Genomic DNA, 21,418 nt, shown 5'->3' with positions numbered 1-21,418 from the left:
CGGCTGAACCCGGCTCCTACAAAGAGCGCACGATCGCGCGCCATCGCAGCCGCCCCCGGGTTAGCCTTGTCCCGGTGCGACCGGCGAAGGGGATGCGATGGCGTTGGGATTCATCGGAAAGCGGATGGCGCGCTTCCTCGCGCAGCCGCGCGAGCGTTACCAGCGCGGCCCGAGCAGCCGCCTGGAACTGCTGGCGGCCACGCTGCGGCGCGGCGACGTGCTGCTGGTCGACGGCACCAGCCGCTTCGCCAGCGCGATCAAGTACCTGACCCAGTCGACCTGGTCGCATGCGGCGCTGTGCCTGGGCGTGCCCGAGGGCGCCGCCGAGCCGTGGTTTGTCGACGTGGACATCAACGATGGCGTGCGCACCGTGCCGCTGGCCGAGTTCGCCGGGTTGCACGCGCGGATCTGCCGGCCGGTGGGGCTCAGCGCCGGCGAGACCGATGCGGTGGTCGAGCACATGGTCTCGCGGGTGGGCCACAACTACGACCTGAAGAACATCGTCGACCTGGCCCGCTACCTGGTGCGGCAGCCGCCGGTGCCCGATCCGCTCAAGCGGCGGATGATCGCCCTGGGCAGCGGCGAGCCGACCCGCGCGATCTGCTCGACCCTGCTGGCCGAGGCGTTCGGCGTGGTGCGCTATCCGATCCTGCCGGAGATCGAGCTGCAGGACGCCACCACCGCCGGCGGGCGCCAGGCGGCGGCCGAGATCCTGCACATCCGCCACCACAGCCTGTACACGCCGCGGGATTTCGACGTCTCGCCGTTCTTCCAGGTGGTCAAGCCGCGGCTGGAGGCCGGCTTCGACTTCCGCCGGCTGGTCTGGAGCGATGCGCAGGCCGGGCAGGGCGGCACGCCCTTGTAGGAGCCGGGTTCAGCCGGCGATCCGACGCCGCTGGCCCAGGCGACGCCCTCATGATCCCGACACCCGTGTCGCCGACTGAAGTCAGCTCCTACAGAAGAGCCGCCGCGCCATGGCTGTTGTAGGAGCCGGGTTCAGCCGGCGACCCGACGCCGTCGGCCCAGGCGACGCCCTCATGGTTCCGACGCTCGTGTCGCCGACTGAAGTCAGCTCCTACAGAAGAGCGGCCGCGCGGTGGCTGTTGTAGGAGCCGGGTTCAGCCGGCGACGCGACGCCGTCGGCCCAGTCGACGCCCTCGTGATTCCGGCGCACGTGTCCGCCAGCAAGCTGGGCTCCTACAAGGTGGAGCGGTGCGCAGTGGACTGGGACGGCACAAAAAGGAACGGGCCCCGCAGGGCCCGTTCGCATTCGCCATCGCCTGAGGTCAGAAGCGCGCGCCGATGCCCACGCCGACCGTCCACGGGTCCAGCTTCAGGTCCTCACCGGTGCCCTCGCCGGCCACGCGGACCTCCGGGCGCGCGTGCATGTAGCGCACGTCGGTGCGTGCGAACCAGGTCGGGTTGATGTTGAAGTCCATGCCGACCGTGCCGATCGCGCCCTTGGCGGTCTCCAGGCCGACGTGGTCGCCGCCGCCGGCGATGTCCTCGTTGCTGAAGTTGGACTCGTAGTAGCCCACGCCCACGAACGGGCGGAACACGTTGTCGGCCTGGCCGAAGTGCCACTGGCCGCTCAGCGCGATCGGCTGCTGCTCGACGGTGCCGAGCTTGCCGACGCCGTCCTGGCGCACGCGGTGGTTGAACTTGTCGGCCGCACCCCACAACTCCACGGCGAAGTTGTCGGTGGCGTACCAGCTGGCGCTCAGGGTCGGCGCCGGGCCGCCGTCGATGCGCAGGCCGTCGCCGGGATCGGACGGTTCGATGAGGGCGATGCCGCCGACCACGGCGAAGCGCTTGCCGGACGCGGTGCCGGTGTCGTAGGTGTCCTGGGCGAATGCCGGCGCGCTCGCCAGCGCGGGGATCAGGGCCAGGCTCAGGATTCGAATGGACCGCATGGTGATATCTCCTGTTAGTTCTTGTAGTGCCCTGGGAGTGGGCGTGGCAGACCCTATCCACGCAGGAATGAACGCAGGCGTGCTTGCGCCATGCGATGGCCGGCGCGGTTCAGCGAAACCACGCAATGCCCCCGGAAATGCTCGGGTTAGCGGCGACGGGGGGATTCATGCAGCTGATCGCCGCGTGAGGAACCGCGGCGACCCGCCGGTGCCGGATGCGCGGAATCACCCGGGCGGCTGCCGGTGGCAGGGACATGCGGCGGCGTACTGGAAAGGGCGCGCGCCGACGAATTGGTCTCCGCTGAAACCTGTCGCGGGACAGGCGCGACATGCCTGCGCCGACGGCATGCGGAGGTTGGCGGGTGCGGCGTGGGCGGACACAATAGGGGTCTTTCCCCACGCATAACCGCCGGAGCCCTGGCATGGCCGAAATCAAGGAAGCGCGCGTCCCCGACATCGGGGATTACAGCGACGTCCCCGTCATCGAAGTCCTCGTCGCCGTCGGCGACACCGTGACCAAGGACCAGGGGCTGGTCACGCTGGAATCGGACAAGGCCACGCTCGAAGTGCCCTCGCCGTTCGCCGGCGTGGTCAAGGAACTGAAGGTCAAGCTCGGCGACAGCCTGTCCGAGGGCAGCGTGGTGGCGCTGATCGAGGCCGCCGACGGCGCCTCCGCCCCGGCCGCACAGCCGGCGGCCCCGGCCAAGGCCGACGTGCCCGCCGCATCGGCCAAGGCCGACGCCGCGCCCGCCCCGGTGAAGACCGCCGAGACCGGCGCCCGGGTCGAGCCGGTGGCGCCTTCGGCCGCGCCCGACAAGCTGGCCCAGCGCGAGATCGCCCAGGAGAACGCGGCGCCCGCGCCGGCCCGCCCGGGCACCGATCCGGAGGCCTCGCCGCCGCGCACCCCGCCGGTGGAGTTCGGCGCGGCCAGCGTGCTGCCCGACCAGGTCCCGTACGCGACCCCGGCCGTGCGCGTGTTCGCCCGCGAGCTGGGCGTGGACCTGTTCCAGGTCAAGGGCAGCGAGCGCGGCGGGCGCATCTCCAGGGAGGACGTGCAGCGCTACGTCAAGGCCGCGCTGGCCGGCGGCGCGCCGGCCGCGGCGGCGGCCGCCCCGGTTGCCGGTGGCGGCGGCCTGAACCTGCTGCCGTGGCCGAAGGTGGACTTCGCCAAGTTCGGCGAGGTCGAGACCCAGCCGCTGTCGCGGATCAAGAAGATCTCCGGCGCCAACCTCGCCCGCAACTGGGCGATGATCCCGCACGTCACCCAGTTCGACCAGGCCGACATCACCGACCTGGAAGAGCTGCGCGTGCAGCTCAACAAGGAGCAGGAGAAGGCCAAGTCCGGCGTCAAGCTGACCATGCTCGCGTTCCTGCTCAAGGCCAGCGCCGCGGCGCTGAAGCAGTTCCCCGACTTCAACGCCTCGCTCGATGCGACCGGCGAGAACCTCACGCTGAAGAAGTACTTCCACATCGGCTTCGCCGCCGACACGCCCAACGGGCTGGTGGTGCCGGTGATCCGCGACGTCGACAGGAAGGGCGTACTGCAGATCGCCCAGGAGATGGGCGAGCTGGCGAAGAAGGCGCGCGACGGCAAGCTCGGCCCGGCCGACATGAGCGGCGGCTGCTTCTCGATCAGCTCGCTGGGCGGCATCGGTGGCACCGCGTTCACGCCGATCATCAATGCGCCGGAAGTGGCGATCCTGGGCGTGTCCAAGTCCTCGACCCAGCCGGTGTGGGACGGCAAGCAGTTCGTGCCGCGCCTGACCCTGCCGCTGTCGCTGAGCTACGACCACCGCGTGATCGACGGCGCAGCCGCCGCGCGCTTCACCAGCTACCTGGCACAGGTCCTCGCGGACATGCGCCGCGTGCTGCTGTAAGGGGACGCGGACATGGCGAACACGATCGAGGTGAAGGTTCCGGACATCGGCGACTACAGCGACGTCCCGGTGATCGAGGTGCTGGTCGCCCCCGGCGACGCGGTGAAGAAGGACCAGGGGCTGGTCACCCTGGAATCGGACAAGGCCACGCTGGAAGTGCCGTCCTCGGCCGACGGCGTGGTCAAGGAAGTGAAGGTCAAGGTCGGCGACAAGCTGTCCGAGGGCCACGTGGTGGTGGTGCTGGAGGCCGCGGGTGCGGCCGCTGCGCCGCCGCCGGCGGAGAAGCCGGCCGCTCCGGCCAGTGCGCCCGCGGCGCCGGCCGCTGCCGCCCCTGCGGCGACGGCAGCCGCCGCTCCGGCACCTGCATCGGGCGGCGGCGCGGTCGAGGTCAAGGTTCCCGACATCGGCGACTACAGCGGCGTGCCGGTGATCGAAGTGCTGGTCAACGTCGGCGACGCGGTGAAGAAGGACCAGGGCCTGGTCACTCTGGAATCGGACAAGGCGACGCTGGAAGTGCCGTCCACCGCCGACGGCGTGGTCAAGGAGCTGAAGGTCAAGCTCGGCGACGCGCTGTCGCAGGGCGACGTGGTCGCGGTGCTGGAATCGGCCGGCGCGCCGGCTGCCGCGCCGGGCAGCAAGCCGCCGGTGGCGCCCTCGCACCGCGCCCCGGCCGAGCCGCCGGCGCCCAAGCCCGCGCTGGGCACCGGCAAGCCGGCCGACATCGAATGCCGCATCGTGGTGATCGGCTCCGGTCCCGGCGGCTACACCGCCGCGTTCCGCGCCGCCGACCTGGGCCTGGATACGGTGCTGGTCGAGCGCTACGCCACCCTCGGCGGGGTCTGCCTCAACGTCGGCTGCATCCCGTCCAAGGCGCTGCTGCATGCCGCCGCGCTGATCGAGGAGGCATCGCACTCCGACGACATCGGGATCAGCTTCGGCAAGCCGAAGATCGACCTCGACAAGCTCCGTGGCTTCAAGCAGGACAAGGTGGTCGGCCAGTTCACCAAGGGCCTGGCCGGCATGGCCAGGCAGCGCAAGGTGCGCACGGTGCAGGGCGTGGCGAAGTTCGTCTCGCCCAACGAACTGGAGATCAGTGGCAGCGATGGCAAGACCCAGCTGCTGCGCTTCGAGCAGTGCATCATCGCCGCCGGCTCGCAGGCGGTGAAGCTGCCGAACTTCCCGTGGGACGATCCGCGGGTCATGGATTCCACCGATGCGCTGCAGCTGGCCGAGGTGCCGAAGTCGCTGCTGGTCGTCGGCGGCGGCATCATCGGCCTGGAGATGGCCACCGTGTACCGCGCGCTGGGCGCGGAGGTCACCGTGGTCGAGTTCATGGACCAGCTGATGCCGGGCGCCGACAAGGACCTGGTCAAGCCGCTGGCCGACCGCCTGAAGAAGCAGGGCGTGGCCGTGCACCTGAAGACCAAGGCGGCCAAGGTGGAGGCATCGAAGAAGGGCATCACCGTGCACTTCGAGAGTGCGACCGAAGGCCAGAAGCCGGAGCTGGAATCGGGCACGTGGGACCGCGTGCTGGTCGCGGTGGGCCGCGCCCCCAACGGCGGCAAGCTGGACGCGGACAAGGCCGGCGTGCAGGTCGGCGAGCGCGGCTTCATCCCGGTCGACCGGCAGATGCGCACGAATGTCGGGCACATCTTCGCCATCGGCGACCTGGTCGGCCAGCCGATGCTGGCGCACAAGGCCACGCACGAAGGCAAGCTGGCCGCCGAAGTGGCCGCCGGCGAGAAGAAGGAGTGGGTGGCGCGGGTGATCCCGTCGGTGGCCTACACCGATCCGGAGATCGCCTGGGTCGGCGTGACCGAGACCGAGGCCAAGGCCAAGGGGCTGAAGGTCGGCGTGGGCAAGTTCCCGTGGCTCGCTTCGGCGCGTGCGGTGGGCATCGGCCGCGGCGAGGGCTCCACCAAGCTGGTCTTCGACGAGGCCACCCACCGCATCATCGGCGCGGGCATCGTCGGCGTGCACGCCGGCGACCTGATCTCCGAGCTGGCGCTGGCGATCGAGATGGGCGCCGAGGCCGGCGACATCGGCGCGACCATCCACCCGCACCCGACCCTGGGCGAGACGGTGGCGATGGCCGCCGAGGTGTACGAGGGCACGATCACCGATCTGTATTTGCCGAAGCGCAAATAGAGCGAAGGGCGCGGCCTTCCCGAAATAGATGTGAGCGGCATCAGGAACCCCGGCGCAGGCCGGGGTTCTTTTTTGGGGACTGGCAGTCGTGGCAGAAGATGCGTCGTCCCTCGGCCATCGTCATCCCTGCGGCAGACTGGCTGGGAATGCAGGGGGCTTCACATCGAAGCTGTGCCGCGAGGGGCGCCCGACTATCGGCAGCCGTCGGCCGATGCCCGTCCGGTCGGCATCGATATGGCTCGAACGCCGGTCATCACGCCGCCAAGCGGCGGGGATCGTGGGCCCCGCCCACAAAAAAGGCCCCGGTGGGGACGGGGCCTTGACCGGGACTGGACCGACGAGGTTCTCCGTCCCGGCACAGGATCGACCGGAGCCCGCAGTGGAAGTTCCATACGGGTTGGGCAACCTTCGGCGGTTGTCCCCGAAAATGTCCCACTGCTATACTTTTGCGGCTCGGCAGGGCGCGTTTCATGCCTGCCTTCCGCTTACTCCCGCAGGTAACCATCACGTGCTGAACTCCGTTGCCGCAGGCCGGCGACAGGCCGGTCGCGCGATTGCCTGGCAGGTGGGGGCGACGCTCCTGGTCGCGCTGGCCTGCCTCTGGCAGGGCCCGCACTGGTCGGTGGCGGCGCTGGTCGGCGGGGGGGCGGTGGTCCTGGCGGGGTGGTTTTCGGCCCGGATCGCGCTGGGCGGCGGCGTGGACGCCGCGGTCCCGGCGCTGGCCAGGCTGGTGGCCGGGGTGCTGGCCAAGTGGCTGGTCCTGGTCGCGTTGCTGGCGCTGGGCGTGCTGGCCCTCGGGCTGCCGCCGCTGCCGCTGCTGGCAGCCGCGGTGGTGGTGCTGGTCGCGCAGGTACTCACCCTGGCGCTGGCCCGCTGAAGCGGTCGGGCACAGGGCGGCGCAAGCCGATTCGGAACAATTTCAGGCGTTAGAACAGGAAAAACGGACCCATGGCGGCTGAGGCGGAACTGACCCCTACCAGCTACATCCAGCACCACCTGCAGAACCTGACCGTTCAGGTGGGTGAGGGCGGCTTCTGGACCCTGCACGTGGACACCTTCGTGACCGCGGTGGCGATGGGTCTGCTGATGGTGTTCATGTTCTGGCTGGCCACGCGCAAGGCCACCGCCGGCGTGCCCGGCAAGTGGCAGGCCTTCGTCGAGATCTGCCTGGAGTTCGTCGACCGCCAGGCGCGCGACACCTACCACGGGACCAGCAAGCTGGTGACGCCGATCGCGATCACCCTGTTCTTCTGGATCCTGCTGATGAACCTGCTGAAGATGATCCCGGCGGACTTCTTCGCGACCGTGCTGGGCTGGTTCGGTATCGGCTACTGGAAGCCGGTGCCGACCGCCGACGTGAACGCCACGCTCGGCATGTCGATCAGCGTGTTCTTCCTGATGATCTTCTTCGCGCTGCGCGCCAAGGGCCTGGGCCACTTCACCCTGGAGTTCCTGACCGCGCCGTTCGGCAAGTGGATGATGCCGTTCAACCTCATCCTCAACACCGTCGAGTGGCTGAGCAAGCCGATCTCGCTGGCGATGCGACTGTTCGGCAACATGTTCGGCGGCGAGATCGTGTTCCTGCTGATCTGGGTGCTCGGCGGCGCCGGCATCGCCGGCATGTTCGCCGGCGCGGCCTTCGGCTTCGGCTGGATGATCTTCCACCTGCTGGTGATCCCGCTGCAGGCGTTCATTTTCATGATGCTGTCGATCGTGTACCTGAGCCTGTCCGAAGACAGCCACTGATCCGCTTCCCCCTCTTTCGCTTCACCCTTCGTTCCCACCTGCTTTCATAAGCAATCCACCTTTAGCAATCCGTTCCGGAGAAAACCATGGAAACCGCACTGACCGCCCTCGCTTCCGTCCAGGCTTCGACCGTTCTGGCCATCGGCATCATGATCGGCCTGGCCGCGCTGGGCGCCGGCCTGGGCCTGGCCATCATGGCCGGCAAGTTCCTGGAGTCGGCCGCCCGCCAGCCGGAGCTGATCCCGGTGCTGCAGGTCCGCATGTTCATCACCGCTGGCCTGATCGACGCCGCGTTCATCATCAGCGTCGCCGTCGGCCTGCTGTTCGCCTTCGCTTCGCCGTTCGTCGCGCCGTTCCTGGCCCAGCTGGGCGGCTGATCGAGCGTCGGGTGGCGCCCGCGCATCCGCGCGGGCGCTGACAGGATGGAGGAGCCTGCCGCACTGGCCGGCTCCGTCACCACAGGCAGAGCGCACCAATGAACATCGGTCTTACCCTAATTGCCCAGGCGCTGGCCTTCGCCGCGCTGATCTGGCTGGTCGCCACCAAGATCTGGCCGCCGCTGCTCAAGGCCATCGAGGAGCGCCAGCAGAAGATCGCCGAGGGCCTGGCCGCGGCCGACCGCAGCCAGAAGGACCTGGCGCAGGCGCAGGACAAGGTCAACGAGCTGCTGAAGGAAGCGCGCGGCAAGGCCAACGAGATCATCGACCAGGCCCACACCCGCGCCAACCAGATCGTCGACGCCGCGCGCGAGGAAGCCCTCAGCGAGGCCGGCCGCCAGAAGGCGATCGCCCAGGCCGAGATCGACGCGTCCGCCAACCGCGCCCGCGAGGATCTGCGCAAGCAGGTGTCCGTGCTGGCGGTGAGCGGCGCCGAGAAGCTCCTGCGCCGCGAGATCGACGCCAACGCGCACAAGGCGTTGCTGGACGAGCTGGCGGCCGAGATCTGAACATGACCGCCACGTCCACCAAGACCGCGCTGTCCAGCCCCTTGAGTCAAGGGGCGGCATCGGTGCGCAGCACCGATGCGGGGATGTGGGTGTACGCCGCCGGCGCGTCTTGCGCAGCAAGGCGCGCAACGTCTCCGAAGCAGCGTCGCGCATCGGCCGCCGCCGAGGTAACAGAATGAGCCAGGCACTCACCCTCGCCCGTCCGTACGCCCGCGCCGCCCATGCGGCCGCGCGCGACGAAGGCCGCGTGGACGCGTGGTCGCAGGCACTGGGCTTCGCCGCCCAGGTCGCCGCCGACCCGCGCGTGTCCGGCCTGCTGCTGAACCCGGCGCTGGAACGTGGCCAGGCCGTGGCGCTGCTGGCGCCGCAGGGTGCCGAGGCTTCGTTCACCCGCTTCCTCGGCCTGCTGGCCGACGCCGGGCGCCTGCCGCTGCTGGCCGAGGTCGCCGGGATGTTCGAGCAGCTGCGCGCCGAGGACCAGCGCGTGGTCCGCGCCACCGTCACCTCCGCCGCCGAGCTGTCGCCGCAGGAGCTGGACAAGCTGCGCGACGCGCTCAAGCGCCGCTTCGGCCGCGAGGTCGAGCTGGAGACCGCCGTGGACGCCAGCCTGATCGGCGGCGCGGTGATCGACGCCGGCGACGTGGTGATCGACGGCTCGCTCAAGGGCAAGCTCGGGCGCCTGCAGACCGCGCTGGCGGGCTGATCCGGCACCAGACAGTTCACTTTTCAGGTCGTCAGCCCGAACCCTCTCGGGGCGCGCGACTCCAAGGAAAAAACAATGGCAACCACGCTCAACCCCTCCGAAATCAGCGACCTGATCAAGACCCGCATCGAGCAGGTCAAGCTCTCCGCTGAGGCCCGCAACGAAGGCACCGTGACTTCGGTGTCCGACGGCATCGTGCGCATCTTCGGCCTGGCCGACGTGATGCAGGGCGAAATGATCGAGCTGCCGCCGGCTTCTGACGGACAATCCACCTTCGCGCTGGCCCTGAACCTGGAGCGCGACTCGGTCGGCGCCGTGGTCCTGGGCGACTACGAGCACCTGCGCGAGGGCGACGTGGCCAAGACCACCGGCCGCATCCTCGAAGTGCCGGTCGGCCCGCAGCTGCTCGGCCGCGTCGTGAACGCGCTGGGCGAGCCGATCGACGGCAAGGGCCCGATCGCCGCCGCGCAGACCGCGCCGGTGGAGCGCGTGGCCCCGGGCGTGATCTGGCGCAAGTCGGTCGACCAGCCGGTGCAGACCGGCTACAAGACCGTCGACGCGATGATCCCGATCGGCCGCGGCCAGCGCGAGCTGGTCATCGGCGACCGCCAGACCGGCAAGACCGCGCTGGCGATCGACGCGGTGATCAACCAGAAGAACACCGGCATCAAGTGCGTGTACGTGGCGATCGGCCAGAAGGCCTCGACCGTCGCCAACATCGTGCGCAAGCTGGAAGAGAACGGCGCCCTGGCCCACACCATCGTGGTGGCTGCCACCGCCTCCGAATCGGCCGCGATGCAGTACATCAGCGCCTACTCCGGCTGCACCATGGGCGAGTACTTCATGGACCGCGGCGAAGACGCGCTGATCGTCTACGACGACCTGTCCAAGCAGGCCGTGGCCTACCGCCAGATCTCGCTGCTGCTGCGCCGCCCGCCGGGCCGCGAAGCCTACCCGGGCGACGTGTTCTACCTGCATTCGCGCCTGCTCGAGCGCGCCGCGCGCGTGTCCGAGGAGTACGTGGAGAAGTTCACCAACGGCGAAGTGAAGGGCAAGACCGGTTCGCTGACCGCGCTGCCGATCATCGAGACCCAGGCCGGCGACGTCTCCGCGTTCGTGCCGACCAACGTGATCTCGATCACCGACGGCCAGATCTTCCTGGAGACCGACCTGTTCAACGCCGGCATCCGCCCGGCCGTGAACGCCGGCATCTCGGTGTCGCGCGTCGGCGGCGCCGCCCAGACCAAGATCATCAAGAAGCTTTCGGGCGGCATCCGCATCTCGCTGGCCCAGTACCGCGAGCTGGCGGCGTTCGCCCAGTTCGCCTCGGACCTGGACGAAGCCACCCGCAAGCAGCTCGAGCGCGGCCAGCGCGTCACCGAGCTGATGAAGCAGAAGCAGTACCAGCCGATGTCGATCGCCAACCAGGCGCTGTCGATCTACGCCGTCAACGAGGGCTACCTGGACGACGTGCCGGTGGCCAAGATCGGTGCCTTCGAGGAGGGCCTGCACGCCCACTTCGCCAATACCGCCGGCGCGCTGATCGAGCAGGTCAACAACACCGGTGGCTGGAACGACGAGATCGAGGCGGCGTTCAAGAACGGCATCGCCGAGTTCAAGCAGACCGGCACCTGGTAAGGGCCTGCGGGCCCTGCCCGCAAGGCGACGGAACCGAGTCCAACGGCGGGCCGCACGGCCCGCCCCACGGGAAGAAGAGATGGCTGGCGGACGCGAAATCAAAACCAAGATCAAGAGCGTGCAGAACACCCGCAAGGTGACCCGTGCGCTGGAGATGGTCTCGGCCTCCAAGATCCGCAAGGCGCAGGAGCGCATGCGCACCTCGCGCCCGTACGCGCAGGCGATGAAGCAGGTGATCGGCCACCTGGCCCAGGCCAACACCGACTACCAGCACCCGTTCCTGGTCGAGCGCGAGCAGGTCAAGCGGGTCGGTTACATCGTCGTCTCGTCCGACCGCGGCCTGGCCGGCGGCCTGAACAACAACCTGTTCCGCAAGCTGCTGGGCGAAGTCCGCCAGTTCAACGAGCAGGGCGTGGAAGTGGACATGGTCACCATCGGCCAGAAGGCGTCTGCCTTCTTCCGCCGGATCAAGGTGAACATGGTCGGCAGCGTCTCCCACCTGGGCGACGTGCCGCACCTGGACGACCTGGTCGGCGTGATCAAGGTCATGCTGGACGCCTACACCGAGGGCAAGGTCGACAAGGTGTTCGTGGTCTACAACCACTTCGTCAACACCATGAGCCAGAAGGCCACCTTCGACCAGCTGCTGCCGCTGCCGGCGGCGCAGGCGGGCGTGCCCAACCACGACTGGGACTACATCTACGAGCCCGACGCGGCCACGGTGCTGGACCACGTGATCACCCGCTACATCGAGTCGCTGGTGTACCAGGCGGTGCTGGAGAACGTGGCCTCCGAGCACGCCGCGCGCATGGTCGCGATGAAGTCGGCCAGCGACAACGCGACCAAGCTGATCGGCACCCTGAACCTGGTCTACAACAAGGCCCGGCAGGCGGCGATCACCCAGGAAATCTCCGAGATCGTCGGCGGTGCCGCGGCGGTTTAGTGCGAATCCTTCGCAAGAGCCCGCACATCCCTGTGCGGACTTTTCAAGAAAACCATTGGCGACCCGGGTCGCGAAGAAATCTTAAGAGTCTGAGGAAATCACCATGAGTCAGGGCAAGATCGTTCAGATCATCGGCGCGGTCGTCGACGTCGAGTTCCCGCGTGCGGAAGTGCCGAGGGTGTACGACGCGCTGAAGGTCGAGAACACGGCCATCACGCTGGAAGTGCAGCAGCAGCTGGGCGACGGCGTGGTCCGCACGATCGCGCTGGGCTCCACCGACGGCCTCAAGCGCAACCTGGTGGCGACCAACACCGGCAAGGCGATCTCGGTGCCGGTCGGCGCCGGCACCCTGGGCCGGATCATGGACGTGCTGGGCCGCCCGATCGACGAGGCGGGCGACGTGCAGGCCTCCGACCACTGGGAAATCCACCGTAGCGCACCGTCGTACGAGGACCAGTCCTCGGGCAATGAGCTGCTGGAGACCGGCATCAAGGTCATCGACCTGATGTGCCCGTTCGCCAAGGGCGGCAAGGTCGGCCTGTTCGGCGGCGCCGGCGTCGGCAAGACCGTCAACATGATGGAACTGATCAACAACATCGCCAAGGCGCACAGCGGCCTGTCGGTGTTCGCCGGCGTGGGCGAGCGTACCCGCGAGGGCAACGACTTCTACCACGAGATGAAGGACTCCAACGTCCTCGACAAGGTGGCGATGGTCTACGGCCAGATGAACGAGCCGCCGGGCAACCGCCTGCGCGTGGCCCTGACCGGCCTGACCATGGCCGAGTACTTCCGCGACGAGAAGGACGCGTCGGGCAAGGGCAAGGACGTGCTGCTGTTTGTCGACAACATCTACCGCTACACCCTGGCCGGCACCGAGGTCTCGGCGCTGCTGGGCCGCATGCCGTCGGCGGTGGGCTACCAGCCGACCCTGGCCGAGGAAATGGGCGTGCTGCAGGAGCGCATCACCTCGACCAAGACCGGTTCGATCACCTCGATCCAGGCCGTGTACGTGCCCGCGGACGACCTGACCGACCCGTCGCCGGCGACCACCTTCGCCCACCTCGACGCCACCGTCGTGCTGTCGCGAAACATCGCCGCGCTGGGCATCTACCCGGCGGTGGACCCGCTGGACTCGACCAGCCGCCAGCTGGACCCGAACGTCATCGGCCACGAGCACTACGACACCGCCCGCCGCGTGCAGTCCACGCTCCAGAAGTACAAGGAGCTGAAGGACATCATCGCGATCCTGGGCATGGACGAGCTGTCGGAAGATGACAAGCTGGCCGTGTCGCGCGCGCGCAAGATCGAGCGCTTCTTCAGCCAGCCGTTCCACGTGGCCGAGGTGTTCACCGGCTCGCCGGGCAAGTACGTGTCGCTGAAGGACACTATCCGCGGCTTCAAGGGTATTGTCGACGGCGAGTACGACCACCTGCCGGAGCAGGCGTTCTACATGGTCGGCACCATCGAGGAAGCGGTCGAGAAGGCGAAGAAGATCGCCTGATGACCGGGCACTCTCCCGCGCGCGGGAGAGTGTTGAGGTGAAAGCAATTCCGCCCGTATCCGCATGCCAATTCCTTCCGCTAGCGGAAGGAGTGACGAAGAGAAGCGAAGCATGAGCACCATCCGTTGCGACATCGTCAGCGCCGAGCAGGAGATCTTCCACGGCGAAGCCACCCTGGTCGTGGCCACCGGCGAGCTGGGTGAGCTGGGCATCGCGCCGCGCCACGCGCCGCTGATCACCCGGCTGAAGCCGGGCAAGGTGGTGGTGACCCTGCCGGACGGCACGCACCTGGACTTCGCCATCTCCGGCGGCATCCTCGAGGTGCAGCCGCAGGTGGTGACCGTGCTGGCCGACACCGCGATCCGCGCCGAGGACATCGACGAGGCAGCGGTGCGCAAGGCCAAGGAAGAGGCTGAGCGGGTGCTGGCCAACCGCAGCGAGGCGATGGAAGTGGCCGAGGCGCAGCAGCGCCTGGCCGAGGTCTCCGCCCAGTTGCAGGCGCTGGAGCGCCTGCGCCGCAACCTCAAGCACTGAGCTTCGCCCGGCCTCCGGTCGGACGATCCAGCTCCACGAACGCCGGCCGCAGGGCCGGCGTTTGCGTTTCCGGGGCATGAGCCGCCATGCATCCTGGCGTTGGCGAGATGTTGCGAAAGGCAGCGCAGGTTTGGGTTGCTCCGCGGCAACTGCAACTGCAACTGCAACTGCAACTGCAACTGCAACTGCAAAGGCGCCGGGCGTGGTGGGCTTCGGACGGAGCCGTGGCAGGCCGGGGGTATTGCGGTCGTCTCGACGGCACATCCATGTGCCGACTCGCCGACGTGGCCATCCATGGCCACTGCCGCAATACCCCCGGCCTGCCACGTCTTCGGGAGCTTTGGCGTCGTGGCTTCGTTCGGCCGGATGACAGCCGATGGCTGCTCTTTGTAGGAGCCGGGCTTGCCCGCGACGCCGGCGGCACAGGCGACGCCCTCGTGGTTTCGACGCCCGTGTCGCCGACTGAAGTCAGCTCCTACAGAAAATCGGTCGCGTCGTGGCTGTTGTAGGAGCCGGGTTCAGCCGGCGACCCGACGCCGTCGGCACGACGATGCCCTCATGGCTCCGACGCCCGTGTCGCCAGCAAGCTGCAGGGCGCCATGGTTTTGCCCCTCCTTTTCGCCACAGGCGAAGGAGGTGAAGAGGGCTGCTTGCACGCCACCTGTGCGCAGCCCGATGAACGCCCGAAGGCCGTGCCTGAGGACCAGGCGGGCCGGGGATGGGCGCCTTTGCCGTTGCTGTTGCTTCCTGGATCGAAGCCGCGCCCTGAAAGCTCCCGAGGCCGCCGTGCCCAGGGGGTCTGGCGCAAGCAGCACAGGGATGTGCTGCGTTCGCGACTCGGAGGCAGGACGCCGCAGCGGAGCGATGCGCCAGACCCCCTGGGCACGGCGGCCCCTTCCGAAGCCAGCGCTTTGCTCCAGAGGCATCAGACACGGCAGCCCCTTCCGAAGCCAGCGCTTTGCTCCAGAGGCATCAGACACGGTAGCCCCTTCCGAAGCCAGCGCTTTGCTCCAGGGCATCAGACACGGCGGCCCCTTCCGAAGCCAGCGCTTTGCTCCAAGGCATCAGACTCGGTGGCCCCTTCCGAAGCCAGCGCTCTGGCTCCCACCCGCAACGACAAGGCGGTCCCCTTCCGGAGCCGGCGCTCTTGATCCGGGCGCGCCCAACCTCGGCAGGCCCCATTGGCGTGGCAACGACGGGCCAGCGTTTCCTTCCGACGCGCTAGACTCGCAGCGTTCCCTGCCCACCCGCGCGCCCATGACCATCACTCCCCAGGAAGCCCTGCAGCGCACCATCGAGCACCGCGAGATCTTCCACGACGAGATGGTCGGGCTGATGCGGCAGGTCATGCGCGGCGACGTCTCCCCGGTGATGGTCGCGGCGATCCTCACCGGCCTGCGGGTGAAGAAGGAGACCGTCGGCGAGATCGCCGGCGCGGCCCAGGTCATGCGCGAGTTCTCGCGCACCGTGCAGGTGGCCGACCGCACGCACCTGGTCGACATCGTCGGCACCGGCGGCGATGGCTCGCATACCTTCAACATCTCCACCTGCTCGATGTTCGTGGCCGCCGCGGCCGGCGCGCGGGTGGCCAAGCACGGCAACCGCAGCGTGTCGTCCAAGTCCGGCAGCGCCGACGTGCTGGAGGCGCTGGGCGCGTCGATCGAACTGCAGCCGGAGCAGGTGGCGCAATCGATCGAGCGCTGCGGCATCGGCTTCATGTTCGCGCCGATCCACCACCCGGCGATGAAGGTGGTCGCCCCGGTGCGCCGCGAAATGGGCGTGCGCACCATCTTCAACATTCTCGGGCCGCTGACCAATCCGGCCGGCGCGCCGAATATCCTGATGGGCGTGTTCCACCCCGACCTGGTCGGCATCCAGGCGCGCGTGCTGCATGAACTGGGCGCCGAGCGCGCGCTGGTGGTCTGGGGCCGCGACGGGATGGACGAGCTGTCGCTGGGCGCGGCGAGCATGGTCGGCGAGCTGCGCGACGGCGTGGTCCGCGAGTACGAGGTGCACCCGGAGGACTTCGGCATCGCCATGTCGGCCAGCCGCAACCTCAAGGTCGCCGACGCGGCCGAATCGCGCGTGATGCTGCTGGGCGTGCTCGATGGCGCGCCCGGCCCGGCGCGCGAGATCGTGGTGCTGAACGCGGCCGCCGCGCTGTACGTGGCCGGCGTGGCCGCGGACATCGCCGACGGCATCGTCCGCGCGCGCGCGGCGATCGACAGCGGCGCGGCACGGCAGGCGCAGGCGCAGTTCGTGCGGACCACGCGCGATCTGGCCGGGCAGGCGGCGCCGGCATGAGCGAGGCGGGGTTCGCCCGGCTGCCGTCGCCGCCGTACTACGCGGTGGTGTTCAGCTCGCTGCGCAACGGCGAGGACCCGGAAGGCTACGCCGCCGCGGCTGGACGCATGCTGGAACTGGCCCGGGCGCAGCCCGGCTTCCTCGGCATGGAGTCGGCGCGCGATGCCGACGGCTTCGGCATCACCGTCTCCTACTGGGAGAGCGAGGCGGCGATCCGCGCCTGGCGCGACCACGCCGAGCACACCGAAGTGCGCCGGCACGGACGCCGCCACTGGTATGCGCACTACGAACTGCGCGTGGCCCGGGTCGAGCGCGCGTCGGGCTTCGTTCCCGCCCCCTAGCCGCATCGCCCGCCGCCCGGACCGGTACCCAGCGCTGGCGACAATCAAGAACAATACGGCGCGGCCCCAAGGAAATATTCGCACTACCTCGGAAACGCCGGTGGAACGGGATACCGTCGTTCCCGCCGGCCTTCACGCCGATGGCGGTGCATGCGCGAATGCGCCGACCGGGCATCGAACCGCTCCGGCGATAGATGCGAGAATGCCGGTTCCCCGCGCCAGCGGAGCGCGGCCTCCAGGGACCCCATGAGCGACATCCTGCAGACCATCCTGGCACGCAAGGCCGAAGAGATCGCCGCGCGGCGCGTGCACGCGCCGCTGGCCGAGGTCGCCGCCCGCGCCCGCGACGCCGGCCCGGTGCGTGGCTTCGCCGACGCACTGCAGGCGGCCATCGCCCACGGCGACCCGGCGGTGATCGCCGAGGTGAAGAGGGCCAGCCCGTCCAAGGGCGTGATCCGTCCGGACTTCCGCCCGGCCGAGATCGCGGTGAGCTACGAGTTCGGCGGCGCGGCCTGCCTGTCGGTGCTGACCGACGTCGACTTCTTCCAGGGCAGCGACGACTACCTGCAGCAGGCGCGCGCGGCCTGCACCCTGCCGGTGCTGCGCAAGGACTTCACCGTCGATCCGTACCAGGTGCACGAGGCGCGCGCGCTGGGCGCCGACTGCATCCTGCTGATCGTCGCCGCGCTGGACGACACCCGGCTGGCCGACCTGTCCGGCCTGGCGCTGGAACTGGGCATGGACGTGCTGGTCGAGGTCCACGACATCGACGAACTGGAGCGCGCGATCCAGGTGCCGGTGCCGCTGGTCGGGATCAACAACCGCAACCTGCGCACCTTCGAGGTCTCGCTGGATGTCACCCTGGAGATGAAGGACGCGGTGCCGCGCGACCGCCTGCTGGTCACCGAGAGCGGCATCCTCGCGCACGGCGACGTGGCGCGGATGCGCGCGGCCGGCGTGCACGCATTCCTGGTCGGCGAGACCTTCATGCGCGCCGAGGAGCCGGGCGAGGCGCTGCGGCAACTGTTCTTCGACGCATGAGCCTGGACGGATGAACGCAGGTCCTTACCCGACCCCACGCGACGACGCGCCGCTGGTCGTGTTCGACTTCGACCACACGCTGTACGACGGCGACTCGGGCAGCCACCTGTTCGCCTGGCTGATCCGGCGCAATCCGCTGCGGGTGCTGGCCGCGCTGCTGGCCACGCCGGTGCTGGGGCCGATGGTGGCGTGCCTGCCTACCCGGCGCTGGGGTATCTCGGGCTACGTGTGGATCGGCAGCTTCGGCCTGCACGCTGCGCGCGAGTTCGACCGGATGATCGACCGCTACGTGGCCACCCACCGCGAGCAGATCGCCGCGCGGCTGCTGCCGGCGGCGCTGGAGGTGTTCGCCGGGCACCGCGCGCAGGGCGACCGCGTGGTCGTGGCCACCGGCGCGCCGCCGGAACTGGCGCGCGCGATCCTGGCCTTCGTCGCCCACGAGGACGTGCCGGTGATCGGCACCGCGGTTGGGCCGCGGCTGGGCGCGGTGGTGGCCACCCGCCACTGCCACCACCGGGAGAAGATGCGGATGCTGCGCGAGCGCGGCTATGGCGACATCGAGATGGCCTATTCGGACTCCTCGGCCGACCTGCCGCTGCTGCAGTCCGCGCGCCGCCCGGTGGTGGTCAATCCCAAGGCCGGCCGGGTGGAGATGTTCCGCCAGGTGCTGCCGCCGGGCACGCCGATCCTCAACTGGGGTTGCCGCGACCGCGGCGGCGATCCGCTGTAGGAGTCCGGCTGGCTGACGACCGGGGCGTCGGATCACGAGGGCGTCGCCTGGGCCGAGGTCGTCGTGTCGCCGGCTGAACCCGGCTCCTACAAGGAGCCGGGGCGCGGCGGTCTTCTGTAGGAGCCGACTTCAGTCGGCGACACGGGCGTCGGGACTATGAGGGCGTCGCCTGTGCCGGCGGCGTCATGTCGCCGGCCGAACCCGGCTCCTACCACCGCCCCAGCAGCGTGTACCCGATCTGGTACAGGCTGATGCACAACACCAGCACGCCCACCGCCACCAGCACCCACTGTTCGCGCACGCGCTTGACCAGCAGCGCGGCCACCGGCGCGGCGATCATGCCGCCGACCAGCAGGCCCAGCACGATCTCCAGGTGGTCCAGGCCGATGGACAGCAGGAAGGTCAACGACACGGCCACGGTCACCACGAACTCGGCCGCGTTGACCGACCCGATCACGGTACGCGCCTGCCCGCCGCCGGCCAGCAGGGTGGAGGTGGCCAGCGGACCCCAGCCGCCACCGCCGCTGGCATCGAGCATGCCGGCGAAGAAACCCAGCACCGGCACCCGCCGCACTTCGCGCCGCGGCACCAGGCGGCCGCTGGCGCGGACCAGGATCAGCACCGCCAGCACCAGCAGGTAGGCATAGACGAACGGCCGGATGGCTTCGCCCGGGATCCGGGTCAGCACGTAGGCGCCGATGATCCCGCCGACCATGCCGGGGATGGCCAGGCGCAGGAACAGGCGCTTGTCGACGTTGCCCATGGCCAGGTGGGAAGCGCCCGAGGCGCCGGTGGTGAACACCTCGGCCGCATGGATGCTGGCGCTGACCTGGGCCGGCGGCAGGCCCATGGCCAGCAGCACCGAGGACGACACCAGGCCGTAGGCCATGCCGAGGGCGCCGTCGACCAGCTGCGCGGCCAGCCCGATCAGCACGAACCAGAAGAAGACCTCGCCGAACTCCATCAGCGCTCGGCCCGCCGCGCCGCCCGTGAACGTCCGGCCGGGGTCGAACCGTCAGCGGGTGCCGTACAGCACCACGGTCTTGCCGCGCGCATGCAGCTGGCCGTCGGCCTGCAGCTTCTTCAGCACGCGGCCGGCCATCTCGCGCGAGCAGCCGACCAGGCGCGCCAGCTCCTGGCGCGAGACCCGCATCTGCGTGCCCTGCGGGTGGCTCATCGACTCCGGCTCCTTGGCCAGGTCGTGCAGGGTGCGCACGATCCGGTCGGTGACGTCCAGGAAGGCCAGGCGGCTGGCCTTGCGGCTGGTGGTCAGCAGCCGGCGCGAGAGCTGCACGCCGATGGAGTAGAGCAGGCGCGGGGCGTCCCCGGACAGCGGCCCCAGCATCAGCTGCTGCAGGCGGTCGTAGCTGATCTCGGCCAGTTCGCAGGCGCTGCGGGTGCGCAGGATCACTTCGCGGCTGTCGGACTCGATGAACAGGCCCATTTCGCCCACGAACTCCCCGGCGCCGTAATAGCCCAGGACCAGTTCGCGGCCGTCCTCCTCCTCGGCGATGATGCTGACCGAACCATTGACCACGTAGTACAGGGTGCCGGCCGGGTCGCCCGGGCGGAACACGTCGGTGCGGTTGGGGTAGCGCCGGCGCTGGCAATGGGCCAGGAAGCGCTCGATGGCGGCCTGGTCCAGCGTCAGCGGGCTGCTGGTGAAGCGCAGGGGAGTCACGGCGGAAGTCCTGGAGGTCATAGGGGAAAGGCGCCCGAAGATAGCTGGCCGCAGGCCGGCCGGCAAACCCCGGTTCCCGCAGACATACCGCGGTCACCGGCTTTGGCCCATAATGCCGCGTTTTCCACCCCAGAGGCACGACCGCCGTGGTCAAACCCCTGCCGCGCCTGAGGCTGCAAGGCTTCAACAACCTCACCAAGGCGTTGAGCTTCAACATCTACGACGTCTGCTACGCGGTCTCCGAGGACGAGCGCCAGCGCTACATCGCCTACATCGATGAAGCGTACAACGCCGACCGTCTGACCCAGATCCTGACCGACGTAGCCCGGATCATCGGCGCCAACATCCTGAACGTGGCCCGCCAGGACTACGACCCGCAGGGTGCGTCGGTGACCATCCTCATCTCCGAGGAGCCGGTGATCGACAAGAAGGACGCCGGCAAGGAGATCATCTCCGACGCGGTGGTCGCGCACCTGGACAAGAGCCACATCACGGTGCACACCTACCCGGAGACGCACCCGCAGAACGGCATCGCCACCTTCCGCGCGGACATCGACGTGGCCACCTGCGGGGTGATCTCGCCGCTGAAGGCGCTGAACTACCTGATCGAGAGCTTCGAGTCCGACATCGTGGTGATGGACTACCGCGTGCGCGGCTTCACCCGCGACATCAAGGGCAAGAAGCACTACATCGACCACAAGATCAACTCGATCCAGGACTTCCTGGCGAAGAACATCAAGTCGCGCTACGAGATGATCGACGTCAACGTGTACCAGGAGAACATCTTCCACACGAAGATGCACCTGAAGGAGTTCGACCTGGACACCTACCTGTTCGAGGAGAAGGCGCGCAACCTCTCGTTCAAGGACCGGATGCGCATCGAGGCGTTGCTCAAGCGCGAGATCGAGGAACTGTTCCACGGGCGCAACCTGGTGGAGTGACGCTGCTCGTCTTTACCAGCGTCCGGAAGTACCCGCCGCCCCCGCGTCCGCCCGGATCGCGGGGGCGGTCGTTTCTTGCGCAGTGCACGCGCGGAAACCGCGCCCGGGCGGTCCGTTCGGGGCAGGAACCGCACCAATGTGGTGAAAACCCTCGTCCGTACCGGTGCGTGGCGCCCCGTACTGGTGCGAGCGCGCACTCCAGGTAAAGGTCTTGTCAAAACACACAGAACGTGTGCTAGGTTTTGCCGCAGTACAGCAAAAGCGACGCTAGGGTTCCGGCCTGCCGCCACGGCAGGTGCTGGTCCGAGAGCGGCGGACCTCCCGAGCAAGGGGGGTTACACGGCGGGACAAAAGCCCGGGAGGCCAGATTCGGCTGCTGCGCGGTGACGCGCGGCGCAGGTTTCCCGCAGTGCCCGTGTAACCCGAACGCC

21 protein-coding genes and 1 riboswitch are annotated in these 21,418 nt (G+C 69.0%); of the genes, 18 read left to right on the top strand and 3 right to left on the bottom strand.

Annotated elements, in window-relative coordinates:
* The first annotated feature begins 97 nt into the window (after positions 1–97).
* Complete coding sequence (locus WQ53_RS06210) at positions 98–865, top strand: YiiX/YebB-like N1pC/P60 family cysteine hydrolase (protein WP_052631265.1); 768 nt, start codon at positions 98–100, stop codon at positions 863–865.
* Between the two features lie 421 nt (positions 866–1,286).
* Here WQ53_RS06210 and WQ53_RS06205 read toward each other — a convergent pair whose 3' ends face one another.
* Positions 1,287–1,913 carry an OmpW/AlkL family protein gene (locus WQ53_RS06205; RefSeq protein ID WP_052631264.1) on the bottom strand — a complete coding sequence of 209 codons (627 nt, stop codon included), beginning with the start codon at positions 1,911–1,913 and terminating at the stop codon, positions 1,287–1,289.
* Between the two features lie 422 nt (positions 1,914–2,335).
* Between WQ53_RS06205 and aceF the strand changes: the two genes are divergently transcribed.
* The 16 genes from aceF (at position 2,336) to WQ53_RS06130 (ending at position 18,365) form a co-directional block, all read left to right on the top strand.
* Positions 2,336–3,790, top strand: coding sequence for a dihydrolipoyllysine-residue acetyltransferase (gene aceF, locus WQ53_RS06200; protein ID WP_052631263.1), 1,455 nt, complete (start codon positions 2,336–2,338; stop codon positions 3,788–3,790).
* Positions 3,791–3,802: 12 nt separating this feature from the next.
* Positions 3,803–5,938, top strand: a complete 2,136-nt coding sequence (gene lpdA / locus WQ53_RS06195) for a dihydrolipoyl dehydrogenase (RefSeq protein ID WP_082112881.1) — start codon at positions 3,803–3,805, stop codon at positions 5,936–5,938.
* Between the two features lie 565 nt (positions 5,939–6,503).
* The gene (locus WQ53_RS06190) at positions 6,504–6,815 is read left to right on the top strand and encodes a hypothetical protein (RefSeq protein ID WP_236685914.1); all 312 of its coding nucleotides are present in this window, start codon (positions 6,504–6,506) and stop codon (positions 6,813–6,815) included.
* Between the two features lie 71 nt (positions 6,816–6,886).
* Positions 6,887–7,684, top strand: a complete 798-nt coding sequence (gene atpB, locus WQ53_RS06185; protein ID WP_052631261.1) for a F0F1 ATP synthase subunit A — start codon at positions 6,887–6,889, stop codon at positions 7,682–7,684.
* A gap of 86 nt (positions 7,685–7,770) precedes the next feature.
* Positions 7,771–8,061: a F0F1 ATP synthase subunit C gene (gene atpE, locus WQ53_RS06180; RefSeq protein WP_052631260.1), complete on the top strand. Its 291-nt coding sequence runs from the start codon at positions 7,771–7,773 to the stop codon at positions 8,059–8,061.
* A 98-nt stretch (positions 8,062–8,159) separates the two neighbouring features.
* Positions 8,160–8,630, top strand: coding sequence for a F0F1 ATP synthase subunit B (locus tag WQ53_RS06175; protein WP_052631259.1), 471 nt, complete (start codon positions 8,160–8,162; stop codon positions 8,628–8,630).
* A gap of 175 nt (positions 8,631–8,805) precedes the next feature.
* Positions 8,806–9,333, top strand: coding sequence for a F0F1 ATP synthase subunit delta (locus tag WQ53_RS06170; RefSeq protein ID WP_052631258.1), 528 nt, complete (start codon positions 8,806–8,808; stop codon positions 9,331–9,333).
* Positions 9,334–9,408: 75 nt separating this feature from the next.
* Complete coding sequence (gene atpA, locus WQ53_RS06165) at positions 9,409–10,971, top strand: F0F1 ATP synthase subunit alpha (RefSeq protein ID WP_052631257.1); 1,563 nt, start codon at positions 9,409–9,411, stop codon at positions 10,969–10,971.
* A gap of 79 nt (positions 10,972–11,050) precedes the next feature.
* The gene (gene atpG, locus WQ53_RS06160; RefSeq protein WP_052631256.1) at positions 11,051–11,914 is read left to right on the top strand and encodes a F0F1 ATP synthase subunit gamma; all 864 of its coding nucleotides are present in this window, start codon (positions 11,051–11,053) and stop codon (positions 11,912–11,914) included.
* Positions 11,915–12,017: 103 nt separating this feature from the next.
* Entirely contained in the window at positions 12,018–13,415 is a 1,398-nt protein-coding gene (atpD, locus tag WQ53_RS06155; RefSeq protein WP_052631255.1) for a F0F1 ATP synthase subunit beta, read from the top strand.
* Positions 13,416–13,526: 111 nt separating this feature from the next.
* Entirely contained in the window at positions 13,527–13,949 is a 423-nt protein-coding gene (locus WQ53_RS06150) for a F0F1 ATP synthase subunit epsilon (RefSeq protein ID WP_052631254.1), read from the top strand.
* An 86-nt stretch (positions 13,950–14,035) separates the two neighbouring features.
* Positions 14,036–14,458 (top strand): hypothetical protein, encoded by a 423-nt coding sequence (locus tag WQ53_RS17000; RefSeq protein WP_158497814.1) that lies wholly within the window; start codon positions 14,036–14,038, stop codon positions 14,456–14,458.
* 748 nt (positions 14,459–15,206) lie between these two features.
* A complete protein-coding gene (trpD, locus tag WQ53_RS06145) occupies positions 15,207–16,253 on the top strand; it encodes an anthranilate phosphoribosyltransferase (RefSeq protein WP_052631253.1) in 1,047 nt (348 codons plus the stop codon).
* Positions 16,250–16,594, top strand: coding sequence for an antibiotic biosynthesis monooxygenase family protein (locus WQ53_RS06140; RefSeq protein ID WP_052631252.1), 345 nt, complete (start codon positions 16,250–16,252; stop codon positions 16,592–16,594). Before trpD ends, WQ53_RS06140 begins: the two co-directional genes overlap by 4 nt.
* A 246-nt stretch (positions 16,595–16,840) precedes the next feature.
* On the top strand, positions 16,841–17,635 hold the full coding sequence (trpC, locus tag WQ53_RS06135) for an indole-3-glycerol phosphate synthase TrpC (RefSeq protein WP_052631251.1): 795 nt from the start codon (positions 16,841–16,843) through the stop codon (positions 17,633–17,635).
* Between the two features lie 10 nt (positions 17,636–17,645).
* A complete protein-coding gene (locus WQ53_RS06130) occupies positions 17,646–18,365 on the top strand; it encodes a haloacid dehalogenase-like hydrolase (RefSeq protein ID WP_052631250.1) in 720 nt (239 codons plus the stop codon).
* Between the two features lie 208 nt (positions 18,366–18,573).
* Here the strand turns inward: WQ53_RS06130 and WQ53_RS06125 are convergent, their stop codons facing one another.
* Both WQ53_RS06125 and crp read right to left on the bottom strand, forming a co-directional pair.
* Entirely contained in the window at positions 18,574–19,329 is a 756-nt protein-coding gene (locus WQ53_RS06125) for a sulfite exporter TauE/SafE family protein (protein ID WP_052631249.1), read from the bottom strand.
* Between the two features lie 51 nt (positions 19,330–19,380).
* On the bottom strand, positions 19,381–20,067 hold the full coding sequence (gene crp / locus WQ53_RS06120) for a cAMP-activated global transcriptional regulator CRP (protein WP_052631248.1): 687 nt from the start codon (positions 20,065–20,067) through the stop codon (positions 19,381–19,383).
* A gap of 125 nt (positions 20,068–20,192) precedes the next feature.
* On the opposite strand from crp, the gene speD reads away from it, so the two are divergent.
* Positions 20,193–20,987 carry an adenosylmethionine decarboxylase gene (gene speD / locus WQ53_RS06115; protein WP_052631247.1) on the top strand — a complete coding sequence of 265 codons (795 nt, stop codon included), beginning with the start codon at positions 20,193–20,195 and terminating at the stop codon, positions 20,985–20,987.
* A gap of 256 nt (positions 20,988–21,243) precedes the next feature.
* Positions 21,244–21,351, top strand: a riboswitch (guanidine-I (ykkC/yxkD leader).
* The last annotated feature ends 67 nt before the right edge of the window (positions 21,352–21,418 follow it).

It is taken from the genome of Pseudoxanthomonas suwonensis (genome assembly GCF_000972865.1).
GTDB classification, from domain to species: domain Bacteria; phylum Pseudomonadota; class Gammaproteobacteria; order Xanthomonadales; family Xanthomonadaceae; genus Pseudoxanthomonas; species Pseudoxanthomonas suwonensis_B.
Note: the sequence above shows the minus strand (reverse complement) of the source record. Positions and strands in the feature narration are given on the sequence as shown.